The 11,980-nt window shown below is 66.6% G+C and carries 10 protein-coding genes and 3 tRNA genes; 7 read left to right on the top strand and 6 right to left on the bottom strand.

Annotation, left to right across the window (positions count from 1 at the left end; genetic code table 11):
- Positions 1-22: 22 nt before the first annotated feature.
- Positions 23-565, bottom strand: coding sequence for a DUF924 family protein (locus E7T10_RS09985; protein ID WP_137721669.1), 543 nt, complete (start codon positions 563-565; stop codon positions 23-25).
- Between E7T10_RS09985 and ilvC the strand changes: the two genes are divergently transcribed.
- Positions 564-1,598 carry a ketol-acid reductoisomerase gene (gene ilvC, locus E7T10_RS09980; RefSeq protein ID WP_137721668.1) on the top strand — a complete coding sequence of 345 codons (1,035 nt, stop codon included), beginning with the start codon at positions 564-566 and terminating at the stop codon, positions 1,596-1,598. The two genes, E7T10_RS09985 and ilvC, sit on opposite strands and share 2 nt — an antisense overlap.
- A 60-nt stretch (positions 1,599-1,658) precedes the next feature.
- Here the strand turns inward: ilvC and E7T10_RS09975 are convergent.
- Positions 1,659-1,735, bottom strand: a tRNA-Pro gene (locus tag E7T10_RS09975).
- Between the two features lie 201 nt (positions 1,736-1,936).
- Between E7T10_RS09975 and E7T10_RS09970 the strand changes: the two genes are divergently transcribed.
- From E7T10_RS09970 to E7T10_RS09955, 4 genes are all read left to right on the top strand, one after another.
- Positions 1,937-2,010, top strand: a tRNA-Gln gene (locus tag E7T10_RS09970).
- Between the two features lie 125 nt (positions 2,011-2,135).
- Positions 2,136-2,651, top strand: coding sequence for a Dps family protein (locus E7T10_RS09965; RefSeq protein WP_246845984.1), 516 nt, complete (start codon positions 2,136-2,138; stop codon positions 2,649-2,651).
- A gap of 69 nt (positions 2,652-2,720) precedes the next feature.
- The gene (locus tag E7T10_RS09960; RefSeq protein ID WP_231576620.1) at positions 2,721-3,083 is read left to right on the top strand and encodes a hypothetical protein; all 363 of its coding nucleotides are present in this window, start codon (positions 2,721-2,723) and stop codon (positions 3,081-3,083) included.
- Positions 3,084-3,132: 49 nt separating this feature from the next.
- Positions 3,133-3,217, top strand: a tRNA-Leu gene (locus E7T10_RS09955).
- A 121-nt stretch (positions 3,218-3,338) separates the two neighbouring features.
- Here the strand turns inward: E7T10_RS09955 and E7T10_RS09950 are convergent.
- Positions 3,339-4,913, bottom strand: a complete 1,575-nt coding sequence (locus E7T10_RS09950) for an amino acid permease (RefSeq protein WP_137721667.1) — start codon at positions 4,911-4,913, stop codon at positions 3,339-3,341.
- A gap of 145 nt (positions 4,914-5,058) precedes the next feature.
- On the opposite strand from E7T10_RS09950, the gene hrpB reads away from it, so the two are divergent.
- The gene (gene hrpB / locus E7T10_RS09945) at positions 5,059-7,485 is read left to right on the top strand and encodes an ATP-dependent helicase HrpB (protein WP_137721666.1); all 2,427 of its coding nucleotides are present in this window, start codon (positions 5,059-5,061) and stop codon (positions 7,483-7,485) included.
- A gap of 56 nt (positions 7,486-7,541) precedes the next feature.
- Positions 7,542-8,819: an MFS transporter gene (locus tag E7T10_RS09940; RefSeq protein WP_137721665.1), complete on the top strand. Its 1,278-nt coding sequence runs from the start codon at positions 7,542-7,544 to the stop codon at positions 8,817-8,819.
- Here E7T10_RS09940 and E7T10_RS09935 read toward each other — a convergent pair.
- Genes E7T10_RS09935 through E7T10_RS09925 form a run of 3 tightly spaced genes read right to left on the bottom strand, consistent with a single transcriptional unit; the run spans position 8,816 to position 11,868 of the window.
- Positions 8,816-9,625, bottom strand: a complete 810-nt coding sequence (locus E7T10_RS09935; protein ID WP_137721664.1) for an RNA methyltransferase — start codon at positions 9,623-9,625, stop codon at positions 8,816-8,818. The two genes, E7T10_RS09940 and E7T10_RS09935, sit on opposite strands and share 4 nt — an antisense overlap.
- Positions 9,622-10,533, bottom strand: a complete 912-nt coding sequence (locus E7T10_RS09930) for a class I SAM-dependent methyltransferase (RefSeq protein WP_137721663.1) — start codon at positions 10,531-10,533, stop codon at positions 9,622-9,624. The genes E7T10_RS09935 and E7T10_RS09930 overlap by 4 nt, the downstream gene beginning before the upstream one ends.
- 18 nt (positions 10,534-10,551) lie before the next feature.
- Positions 10,552-11,868 carry a glycosyltransferase family 2 protein gene (locus E7T10_RS09925; protein ID WP_137721662.1) on the bottom strand — a complete coding sequence of 439 codons (1,317 nt, stop codon included), beginning with the start codon at positions 11,866-11,868 and terminating at the stop codon, positions 10,552-10,554.
- Positions 11,869-11,980 lie beyond the last annotated feature (112 nt).

Below are 11,980 nucleotides of genomic sequence, written 5' to 3'. Positions count from 1 at the left end.
GATCGGATCGTTGTGGATCGAATCAGCCCCCGAAGCCGCCTTGGTCGAGGAAGGCTTGTTCTTCAGGCGTCGTCTGGCGGCCCAGCGCGGCGTTGCGGTGCGGGAAGCGGCCAAAGCGGACGATGATGTCCCGGTGCAGCTTGCCCCATTTCTCCAGCTCTTCATCCCCGGCGACCAAGGCCATGTAGCGGTCCTGATCCTCGATGCTTTCGGAATGCTCGAACGGCAGCAGCAGGAAGTTCTTCAAAGCCGGCTCGACCGCCAGATGCAGATCGCGGGCCACGGCTTGGTTTGCAAACATCAGGGCGAGCGGGTCGGTGGCGAACTGATGCGCCGTGCCGCGAAAACTGTTTCGGGGATACTGGTCCAGCAGGATCAACAGCGCCAAGGCGCCCTCGGCCGTGTCTATCCAGTCGTCCCGTTCGCGGCGTGCGGCGGCCCAATGCAGGGCGTGGCCTCGGTCGCGGAAGTCGGCGTCGAACGCCTCGTCCTTGGCGAACCACTTTTCGGGTCCGGCCTCTTTCCAGAAGGCGACGACATCGGATGGGGTTATGAAGGCGGTCATGACGCAGACCCTATCCAATCCGCTGCCTGTCTTCCACGACCGCGACTGCGACCTTTCGATCATTCGCGGCAAGCGCGTGGCCATGATCGGTTACGGCAGCCAGGGGCGCACCCATGCGCTGAACCTGCGCGATTCGGGCGTGGCCGACATCGTGGTGGGTCTGAAGGCCGACTCCAAGACGCGAGACCTGGCGCGCGCCGACGGATTCGAGGTGATGACGGCCGCGCAGGCCGCGTCGGGCGCCGACGTGGTCGCCGTCATGACGTCAGACGAGGCGCATCGCGATCTGTGGCGCGACGAGCTGGAGCCGAACGTGCGGCCGGGCGCGGCCCTGATCTTCGCCCACGGCCTGTCGGTGCGATTCGGCCTGGTCGAACCGCGCGCGGATCTGGACGTCATCCTGGCCTCGCCCAAGGGGATCGGGCCGCGCATCCGCGACCTGTACGAGGCCGGGCAGGGGGTTTTCTGCCTGTTCGGCGTGCAGCAGGACGCAACGGGCGGCGCGCATGCGCTAGGCCTGTCCTATGCGGCGGCGCTGGGATGCGGGCGCAAGGGCATTCTGGAAACGACGATGCGCGACGAGTGCGAGAGCGACCTGTTCGGAGAACAGGTGGTGCTGTGCGGCGGCATCGCCGAACTGATCGACACGGCCTTCATGAAACTGGTCCATGCCGGCTATCCGCCCGAGGTGGCGTGGTTCGAATGTTTTTACGAGACCAAGCTGGTGACCGACTTGATGTACGAACGCGGCATCGCGGGCGCCTTCGCCAAGATTTCGAACACGGCGGAATACGGCGCCTATCTGACCGGACCGCGCGTCATCGGAGCCGAATCTCGCCAAGCGATGGATCAGGTGCTGGCCGAGGTGCAGGGCGGGGCGTTCGTGCGGCGGCTGATGGCCGATTATGACGCTGGCTCGCCCGATCTGATCGCGCGCCGAAAGGCGCTGGGCTCAAGGCCAGTCGAGTCGGTCGGAGCGCATCTGAATGCGGTGGCGCGACAGGCGATGAAGAGCGCGGCGAACGACGACTGACGCGGCTCTGGCGGCGGGCGAAGACCCGCTGTCGCATCGTCGACTATTCTGAGGAGAAGATGGTCGGAGTGAGAGGATTCGAACCTCCGACCCCTGCGTCCCGAACGCAGTGCTCTACCAGGCTGAGCCACACTCCGACCGTAGGGGCTGGCCTGGCGGCGTCGCCCCGAAGTGAGGACGCGGCTTATAGCCATGGGTTCGATAGGCCGCAAGCGCCCATTTCGACCCATCTTCACGGTAAGCGAAAATAGTCCTGAAAGAGGGTGTTGCATCCCAAAACGGCTTGGCGTATCTGACCGCCTCCGCCGCACAGAGTGCTTCGGAAACGCCGGTCCTGCTGGGGAATGGTGTAATGGTAACACTACGGTTTTTGGTACCGTCATTCTAGGTTCGAGTCCTAGTTCCCCAGCCATCCGCCGACAAAGGTCGGCCCAGCCGAACCACTTCCTAGCTTCAGCATTATCCTCTGCACCAGGGCTTCCGTTCGGATGCCCGGCGACCTAGCTTGACCGCAGACTGCTGCTGAGGAGAACGATGATGGCCACCGCTAAAGAGAAACGCCTGGCGCCCCTGAAGACGCCGACGAGCCTGTCGGAGGAGGCGACCCAGAGCATTTCCGCCGCTCTGACCGGCCTTCTCGCCGATACGTTCGCTCTCTACATCAAGACGAAGAATTTCCACTGGCACGTCTCGGGTCCGCATTTCCGGGACTACCATCTGATGCTGGACGAGCAGTCGGCGGAAATCCTGGCCATGACCGATCCCATGGCCGAGCGGGCGCGCAAGATCGGCGGGACCACGCTTCGCTCCATCGGTCAGATCGCCAAGGAATCACGCATCGCCGACAATGACGCCGACTATGTCGACCCGCTGGATATGCTGGCCGAGCTTCGCGACGACAACGGTGAACTGATCGGCCGGATGCGCGAGGTGCATGACCTTTGCGACGAGCATAACGACGTCGCGACCGCCAGCTTGCTCGAGAACTGGATCGACGAGAGCGAGAAGCGCGTCTGGTTCCTGTTCGAATCGGGTCGTCGCGGCAACGGCTGAGGAACCGCATCCCTTGCGCCGTCTTATGTATCGTCGATAGTCGATTTACGGACAGCGCAGGAGGGGCGTGTGAAGCAGGTTTCGGTGATCTGCGGTTTGGCGATCGTGGGCGTGCTGGCGGCCTCGCCCGCCTCAGCCGACATGTCCAAGGCGTTCGGCAATACGATCGTGTCCCATTATCCGAACGGCCAGTGGGTCCGGCACTATTTCGAGCCGGATGGGCGCTACACCTCGCAGTTTTCCGACGGGCGACGTGTGGCGGCACGCTGGTCGGCCGAGGGGGACAAGATCTGTCTGTCCGGCTTCAGCCCGCGCCAGATCCTGCCACGCTTCTGCAGCCGGATGGTCGAGGCGGATGTCGGCGACAGCTGGCGCGCCCGCGATCCCTTGGGACGCTCCATCCGCAACGAACTGGTCGCCGGGCGTCGCTGAGGCCTTGCCCTGAGCGACGTCACCCTCTAGACGCGACGGCCTACCCGATGCGGATGTGGCGGAACTGGTAGACGCACTGGATTTAGGTTCCAGCGCCGAGAGGCGTGGAGGTTCGAGTCCTCTCATCCGCACCAAGACAAAAAAGGCCCCGGATCGCTCCGGGGCCTTTCTCTATTCCTGGCCTATCGCCCTTGCGGGTTATTTGAGGCCGATAGCTGGGCCTGCCGCGATTGGTGCGACAGGCCCGGTTTGGTCTTAGCGGATCGGCGGCACGGGCGGCGGCGGAACGTCACCATCCGTTTCGTGAACCTCGACCACACCGCGACCCAGGTGGCTCTTGCGGTAGCCGTAGGCGAAGTAGATCAGCAGGCCGATCCCGCCCCAGATCGGCAACACCATCTTGGCGTCGTGCGGCAGGTTCCAGAACAGGAAGGCGCAGCCGAACGCCGACAGGGGCGCGAACACCCAGATCAGCGGCGTGCGGAACGGACGGCGACGGTTCGGATCCTTGACCCGCAGCACCAGCACCGCGATCGACACCATGAAGAAGGCGAACAGGGTTCCCGAGTTCGAGATGTCGGCCAGCTGACCGACCGGGAACAGGGCGCCGGCGATGGCGACCGCGATGCCGGTGGCGGCGGTCACGATATAGGGCGTCTTCCACTTGGGGTGGATCTTGGTCAGGCCTTCGGGCAGCAGGCCGTCGCGCGCCATCACGAAGAAGATGCGGGTCTGACCAAAGATCATCATCAGGATGACCGAGGGCAGGGCCAGGAGGGCGGCGGTGCCCAGGGCGTTGCCGATCTGGGGGTGACCGACGACGCGCAGAACGTGGGCCAGGGCCTCGTTAGAGCAGACCAGCATTTCTGCGTTGGCGGGCAGAGCGCAGGCGGCCACGAAGGCGGGCGAGCCCGGCTGTACCGCTTCACCGGCGGCGCCCAGAACCGGCTGAGCGCCGATAGCGCCGGCGGCGCCGAGCGCAACCAGCAGATAGAAGATCGTGCAGATGGCCAGCGAACCAATGAGGCCGATGGGCACGTTGCGCTGCGGATTCTTGGTTTCCTCGGCCGCCGTCGAAACGGCGTCAAAGCCGACATAGGCGAAGAAGATCGAGGCTGCGGCGCCGACGATGCCCATGCCCGAATATTGGCCGAACAGGCCATTGGGGGCGAACGGCGACAGGTTGGCGGACTTGATGACGGGCAGGGTGATGACGATGAAGACCGTCAGGGCGATGACCTTGATCGCGACCAGCATCGCGTTGACCCGGGCCGATTCCGTCGTGCCGACCATCAGCAGAGCCGTCACAAGCAGGGCCACGACGATGGCGGGGATGTTGACGATCCCGGCCGAGAAGTCAGGCGTGGGGATGAAGCCGTTCATCGACCAGGTCGGCCCGGCGGATAGGAGGTCGGGGAAGTCGAATCCGAGCCCCTGTTCTATCAGCCCGAGCACATAGCCCGACCAACCGACCGACACGGCCGAGGCCGCCACGGCGTATTCCAGGATCAGCGCCCAGCCGACCGTCCAGGCCAGCAATTCGCCCATCACGGCGTAGGTATAGGTGTAGGCCGAGCCCGAAACCGGAGCCATCGACGCCAGTTCGGAGTAGCAGAGCGCCGCGACTGCGCAGACCGCGCCGGCGATGACGAAGCTGATCATCATGCCCGGTCCGGCCTTTTGGGCGGCCGAGGCGGTCAGGACGAAGATGCCGGTGCCGATGATGGCCCCGATCCCCAGCAGCGTCAGTTGAACAGGACCAAGCGACCGATGAAGCGACTTCTTCTCGGCCGTGGCAAGGATCGCGTCGAGCGACTTAACGCGCCACATAAAATACCCCCACGTTTTGATGCAGCCCCTCGGCTGCTTGGGGCGGACGCTAGCGACGGATGAGGCGGCGCGCAACGCGCATGACGGGGTGGTTAAGGTGCGACGACGCTTTCGTGATCGCCCGCTGGCAGGCTAGAGGCGACGCATGCTGCCCATCCACGCCGTTCTGGAACCGCTGAAAGCCGCCCTGAGCGTGGGCAATACGGCCGTGCTGGCGGCGCCGCCGGGGGCGGGCAAGACGACGGTCGTGCCGCTGGCCCTGCTGGATCAGCCCTGGCTGGACGGTAAGGTGCTGGTGTTGGAGCCGCGACGCCTGGCCGCACGGGCGGCGGCCGATCGGATGGCTGCGACCCTGGGCGAGCACCCGGGCGGGACGGTGGGCTATCGCACCCGACTGCAAAGCCGCATCGGGCCGAACACGCGGATCGAGGTCGTCACCGAGGGCGTCTTCACGCGCATGATTCTGGACGATCCGGGTCTGGAGGGCGTCGGTGCGGTCCTGTTCGACGAGTTCCACGAACGCAGCCTGGACGCCGATCTCGGGCTGGCGTTGGCGAGAGACACGCAAAAGCTGCTGCGTGAGGATCTGCGGCTGCTGGTCATGTCGGCGACGCTGGACGTGGTCGGGGTCTCGCGCCTGCTCGACGGCGCGCCAATGATCGAGGCCGAAGGACGGGCCTGGCCGGTCGAGACCCGGTACTTGGGCCGCAACCCATCCGAACGGTTCGAAGAGGCTGTGGCGCGGGCCTGTCTGACCGCCTTGGGCGAGGAGACGGGGTCGGTGCTGGTCTTCCTGCCGGGGCAGGGCGAAATCCATCGGGTGGCCAGGCTGGTGAACGAGCGGCTGAGACTGCCGAACGTCGATGTCGTGCCCCTGTACGGCGGGCTGGACCGAGCCGAACAGGACCGAGCCATCGAACCGGCGGCTGTGGGGCGGCGCAAGGTGGTGCTGGCGACCTCGGTTGCGGAAACCAGCCTGACCATCGAAGGCGTGCGGGTGGTGATCGACGGCGGCCTGTCGCGCGTGCCGCGGTTCGAACCCTCCAGCGGCCTGACCCGGTTGGCGACGGTCAAGGTCAGCCGATCCTCCGCAGAACAGAGGCGCGGCCGGGCCGGGCGCACCGAGCCGGGCGTCTGCTACCGCTTGTGGGACGAGGAACAGACGCGCGGGCTGGTCCCGCATCAGCGGCCGGAAATCCAGGAGGCGGACCTGACCGGACTGGCCCTGGACCTAGCCCGGTGGGGCGCACGTTCGGTCGAGGGGCTGGCCTTGCTGGACCCGCCGCCGGCCGGCGCCCTGGCCGAGGCGCGCAAGGTGCTGACACATTTGGGGGCGCTGGATGCCGATGGCGGACTATCGAAACACGGGCTGCGCCTGACGAAGATCCCGCTGTCTCCGCGGCTGGCGCATATGGTCGCCGTGGCGTCCGACGCCGGCGATGCGATGACGGGGGCACGGATCGCGGCGGTGTTGAGCGAGCCGGGTCTGGGCGGGTCGAGCGTCGATCTGGCGGATCGCCTGATCGGACTGGAGCGCGATCGGACGCAGAGAGCGCGCGATTCGATCAAGCTGGCGGAGCGCTGGGCGCGCGCGGCGGGCGGCGGATCGGGGCGGACGATCGATCCTGGACTGCTGCTGGCCGAGGCCTTTCCCGAGCGGATCGCAAAGGCGCGGGGCAAGACGGGTGAATACCTTCTGGCTAGCGGGCGAGGGGCTGCGCTGGAGGCGACCGACCATCTGGCGCGTGAGCCTTGGTTGGCGATCGCCGAACTCGGCGGCGGCGACACGCGCGACCGGGTGCGACTGGCGGCGGCGCTGGAGGCGGACCGGATCGAAAGCGATCTGGCGCGTCTGATCTCGACGGAGGACCGGCTGGTGCGCGAACCGTCGGGGCGGTCGGTGATCCGGCGCTCGCGGCGCATCGGGGCCATCGTGCTGGACGAGAAGGTCGTCGGCGCGCCGGATGCGGAGACCTTGACCGCCGCCCTTCGGGCTGAGATCGAGGCGGATGGGCTGGGCGCGCTGAAATGGGGCGAGCAGGCGTCGGGACTGCGTGCACGTCTGGCCTTCCTGAACGCGCGCGACCCAGCCTGGCCCGATGTGTCGGACGACGCCCTGCTGGCGGCGCGTCAGGACTGGCTGTGGCCTCTGCTGGAAGGGGCGAAGTCGCTGGAGGGGATAGCTGACGGTAATCTGGCCGAGGCTTTGCGTGGACTGATCCCTTGGGACCTACAGCGGCGGCTGGACGAGCTGGCGCCCCCGCGTCTGGTCACGCCGCTGGGCTCGGCGGCTATCGATTATGCCGCCGAGGGCGGGCCGCGCGTGGATATTCGGGTGCAGGAGTTGTTCGGCGTCACGACGCATCCGACTGTCGGCGGCGTGCCGTTGACCCTGGCGCTGTTGTCGCCGGCGCGACGGCCGGTGCAGGTCACCAAGGACCTGCCGCGCTTCTGGTCCGGCTCATGGGCGGCGGTGCGTGCGGAAATGCGCGGCCGCTATCCCCGTCATCCGTGGCCGGAAAACCCGGCTGAGGCGCAAGCGACGAACCGGGCCAAGCCGCGCGGGACTTGATCGCCTTGACGCGGCGGGAAGGAAACGGGCATCGCTGGGATAACCGAGAGAAGAAGATGTCCGACGTCCTGCCGAAGAACTCCACCGGCCGCGTGCTGTTCGCCAGCCTGATCGGCACGACGATCGAGTTCTTCGACTTCTATATCTACGCCACGGCGGCCGTCCTGGTGTTCCCGACGCTGTTCTTCCCCGGCGAAGATCCGGGGACGGCGCTGCTGTCCTCGTTCGCCACCTTCTCCATCGCCTTCTTCGCGCGGCCCATCGGCGCTCTGGCGTTCGGGCATTTTGGGGACCGGGTGGGACGCAAGGCGACGCTGGTCGCGGCCCTGATGACGATGGGTCTGTCGACGGTCGCCATCGGTCTGTTGCCGACGCACCAGCAGGTCGGCCTAGTGGCGCCCTTGCTGCTGGCCCTGTGCCGGTTCGGTCAAGGGCTGGGTCTGGGCGGCGAGTGGGGCGGGGCGGTGTTGCTGGCGACAGAGAATGCGCCGCCCGGAAAGAAGGCCTGGTTCGGCATGTTCCCCCAACTGGGCGCGCCCGTCGGCTTCATCCTGTCCACCACATCCTTCATCGTCCTGACCTCGACGATGAGCGAGACCGCGTTCGAGGGCTGGGGCTGGCGCATTCCGTTCCTGGCCAGCGCCGTGCTGGTGTTTGTCGGCCTGTGGGTGCGACTGAAGATCACCGAGACGCCCGAATTCCAGAAGGCGGTCGACCGCGACGAGCGCGTGAAGGCGCCCGCCATGACCCTGTTCGCCCATCACAAGGCGGCGCTGGTGCTGGGGACGTTCAGCGGCGTGACGACCTTCACCCTGTTCTATCTGATGACCGTCTTTGCCCTGGGCTGGGCGACGACAGGTATGGGCCTGGCGCGGGCCGACGTGCTGCCCATACAGTTGATCGGCGTGCTGTTCTTCGCCGCCTTCATACCGGTGACAGCCTTGCTGGCGGATCGATACGGGCAGGTCAGGGTGCTGATCGCCTCTTCGGTCGGGATCGGCCTGTTCGGCTTTCTGTTCGCACCGCTGTTCGGGGGCGGTCTCAGCGGCCTGCTGATCTTCTTTGCGCTGGGGTTCGCCCTGATGGGCTGCACCTATGGCCCCATCGGCGCGGCCATGGCGCGGCCGTTCCCGACAGCGGTGCGCTACACCGGCGCGTCGATGGCCTTCAATCTGGCGGGCATCCTGGGCGCATCGCTTGCGCCCTACATCGCGCTGAAGCTGGCCGAGCGGTTCGGGCCGGGGGCCGTCGGCGGCTATCTGGCGATCTCGGCCTTGGTCACCATCGCCGCCCTGTGGGGCATGAGCCGCGTGGCGCCGGAGGAAAAGCTCTAGGCTTCCTCCGTCGCGGCATAGACCATGATGCCGGTGGCGATGGCCAGGTTCAGGCTGTCGGCTCGGCCGCGCATCGGGATCTTGACGTTGACGTCGCAGGCGGCGGCCAGACCGTCGGTCAGGCCCGCCTGTTCATTGCCCATCAGGATCAGCGACGGCCGTTGCATGACGGCCGAGCGGTGACTGACCTTGGCGTCCAGTCGGGTGCCGACGACGCTGCCGGGCCAGGTCTTGCGCCAGATCAGGAAAGCCTCGGGCGTCGCCTTGGTGATCGAGACGGCGAAGACCGAGCCCATGGTCGCGCGCACGGCCTCGACAGAATAGGGATCGACGCAATCGCCGATCAGGATGACCCCGCCGCAACCGGCCGCGTCCGCCGTGCGGATGATGGTGCCCAGATTGCCGGGATCGCGCACCTGCTCCAGCGCGACCCAGCAGGGCGCCGAGGCGGGGTTCAGGCTGTCGAGAGGCGCATAGGCCTGTTCGAACACGCCGAGCACGGTCTGTGGATTGTCGCGGCGGCTAATCTTCTCGAGGATGGCGTGGGTGACGACGATGACTTCGCCGCCGGCCTTGAGCGTGGCCGCCTTGGCGCGGTCAAGCAGCGGATGAGGCCGGGCGTCCTCACCGACCAGTAGCATGCGGGGCGCGCGCCCCTGGTCCAGCGCCTCGCCGATGAACTTCAGGCCCTCGGCCAGGAAGGTCCCCGTCAGGTCGCGTTCCTTACGCATATGCAGGGCGCGGACGCCCTTGACCGTGTCGTTGGTCAAGGAGGTGATGACGCGATATTCGTCTCGGGCGCTCATCGGCTCCACCGCGCGAAGAAGGACAGGCCGATGGCGCGGGCGTTCGGGCCGTCTTCGGACAGGGCCAGTTCGCCCCAGTCGATGCGGCCGCCGCGATCCTGGGTCGCTTCGACCATCAGATGCGCCAGGGACAGGCCGGACACACGGGCCGCATAGGCGTTCAGCAGCAGGAAGTCGGCATCGTCTGCCAGCAGGGCGGCGCAGTCCTTGAGCAGACCCGGCATGTCCTCGAACAGGCGCCAGACTTCCCCCGTGGGGCCGCGCCCGTATTTGGGGGGATCCAGGATGATCCCGTCGTATTTCGATCCGCGACGAACTTCGCGGGCGACGTATTTGCGAGCGTCCTCGACGATCCACCGGATCGGGTGCTGGGCCAGCCCCGACTGTTCGGCGTTCTCGCGCGCGTAGGCGACCGACTTCTTGGAGGCGTCGACGTGGGTAACCTCTGCGCCTGCGGCGGCCGCGGCCAGACTGGCGACGCCGGTATAGCCGAACAGGTTCAGGATCTTCGGCGCACGGCCGGACGAACCTGTGAAGTCCCGCACCCGCCCGTCCAGCCATTCCCAGTTGGCCGCCTGTTCAGGGAAGAAGGCGAGGTGGCGGAACGGGGTGAAACGGCCGGTGAATTTCACATCGCGCCATTTCAAAGGGAAGGCGTCGATGGGGCCGTGCTTGTCGAACCGCCAGCGACCGCTGTCTTCCTCCTCCTGCTGCGGATCGAACGTCGCCGTCGCGTTTTCGAAGGCTTTTGGATCGCGGGGCGACCAGAAACACTGCGGCTCGGGTCGGACGACGGTGTAGCGGCCATAGCGTTCCAGCTTCTTGCCTTCGCCGCTATCCAGCAGGGCATAGTCGGACCAGCCGGAGGTCACGAGGGTTTCGGGAGTTTTGGAAAGGACGGGCGCCATCGTCGGGCTGATAGGCGCTCAGGCCGCCTCGCGTCCAGCGTCCGGCGCCACGACGGTCAATTCCGGCATCTGATCGTCGCGATCGTGCGGGGTCTTGTCCCAGACGTGCGGTTCGACCGCCAGCCGCCAGGCCGCATGGACGAAGGCCAGGCTGAGGAGCGCCCAATAGGCCGGCGCAGCCAGCACATCGCCCAGCTGGTAATTGAGCCCGGCGCGTCGCGCCCCGGCCGCACAGCTCATCCAGGCGGCGATGACTCCGAGCGCCAGCACGCCCAGCGAGCCACCGGGCAGGGGCGGCAAGACGCCGGAAAGCGCCCAGACGGCGACGGCTAGAACCAGCCAGGCCAGCGTCGGGGCATGGGCGGCCGCCGACAGGATCGCCGCGCCCAAGGTCATGATCAGCGACAAGCTTCCGCGTCGGCCCAAGGCTTTTGGACGCCGCGTATGAACGCCCCAAGTCTGCATATAACCTTTCAGCCACCGAGTGCGCTGGGGCAGCCAGCGGTCCATTGCGCCCGGCGGCGTCTCCCACGTCGGACTGTCGATGACGCCGAGCTTCCAGCCCATCGACCACAGGCGGAAGCCCAGGTCCGCGTCCTCGGTGACATTGTGCGCGTCCCAACCGCCGGCGCCACGCAGCGCCGTCATGCGGATATGATTGCTGGTACCGCCCAGGGGGAAGGGCAGACCCAGCCGCGCCATGCCCGGCAGGGTCACTTCAAACAGGGCCGCATATTCGAAGGCGAACTGCCGATCCAGAAACCGGGAGCCAGGCTTTCCAGATGCTCGGATACGCAGCGGCGCCTGGAGACAACCCAATCGCGGCTGGGCGACGAAGCGCGCCGCCGCCTGGCGGAGCTGTTGCGGATGCGGTCGATCCTCTGCGTCATAGATGGTGACCAGATCGCCCCGAGCGTGACCCAAGGCGTAGTTCAAAGCGCGCGGCTTGGTTTGAGGACTGCCCGGAGGGGCGATCAGGATTTTCAGCCACGGCGGTTTTGGCGTCGCCTGGGCTGCGGCCAGGGTGGCCTCATCATGCGCCTCCAACACGATGAAGGCCTCCAATCTGTGCGCCGGATAGTCGATCCGGCTGAGGTTGGCGATCAGTTGCGGCGTCACCGCCGCCTCATCGTAAAGCGCCGCCAGAATGGTGTAGTGCGGCCATTCGATCGGACGCGGGACAGGGGCGGGGCGTCGCAGGCTGGCGATGCCGATGACGGTCTTCCACAGCGCGCACACGACGAAGGCGGCTTGGAACAACACCAAGGCGACGTCGAAAGCGGTTTCCGGCCAGCGGATCAGCGCCACGACGGAGCTCAGGATAAGCAGGGTCAAGATCGTGACCTGAAAACCGCTCGGCGAGCGTCGTGAGGCGCCATTTCGGCGGGGCCTGATCCCTGGATGCGCCCAATCCTTCACCGCATCCGCCCCCAAAGCGCCACAACCC

It is taken from the genome of Brevundimonas sp. SGAir0440 (assembly GCF_005484585.1).
GTDB lineage: Bacteria > Pseudomonadota > Alphaproteobacteria > Caulobacterales > Caulobacteraceae > Brevundimonas.
This window is presented reverse-complemented; position numbering and strand designations above follow the sequence as displayed.

Excerpts from the sequence above, each read along its gene's own strand:
- hrpB (WP_137721666.1), top strand. The coding sequence starts at position 5,059 with ATGCTGCCCATCCACGCCGTTCTGGAACCGCTGAAAGCCGCCCTGAGC.
- E7T10_RS09930 (WP_137721663.1), bottom strand. The coding sequence starts at position 10,533 with ATGGCGCCCGTCCTTTCCAAAACTCCCGAAACCCTCGTGACCTCCGGC.
- ilvC (WP_137721668.1), top strand. The coding sequence starts at position 564 with ATGACGCAGACCCTATCCAATCCGCTGCCTGTCTTCCACGACCGCGAC.
- E7T10_RS09935 (WP_137721664.1), bottom strand. The coding sequence starts at position 9,625 with ATGAGCGCCCGAGACGAATATCGCGTCATCACCTCCTTGACCAACGAC.
- E7T10_RS09965 (WP_246845984.1), top strand. The coding sequence starts at position 2,136 with ATGGCCACCGCTAAAGAGAAACGCCTGGCGCCCCTGAAGACGCCGACG.
- E7T10_RS09950 (WP_137721667.1), bottom strand. The coding sequence starts at position 4,913 with ATGTGGCGCGTTAAGTCGCTCGACGCGATCCTTGCCACGGCCGAGAAG.
- E7T10_RS09940 (WP_137721665.1), top strand. The coding sequence starts at position 7,542 with ATGTCCGACGTCCTGCCGAAGAACTCCACCGGCCGCGTGCTGTTCGCC.
- E7T10_RS09985 (WP_137721669.1), bottom strand. The coding sequence starts at position 565 with ATGACCGCCTTCATAACCCCATCCGATGTCGTCGCCTTCTGGAAAGAG.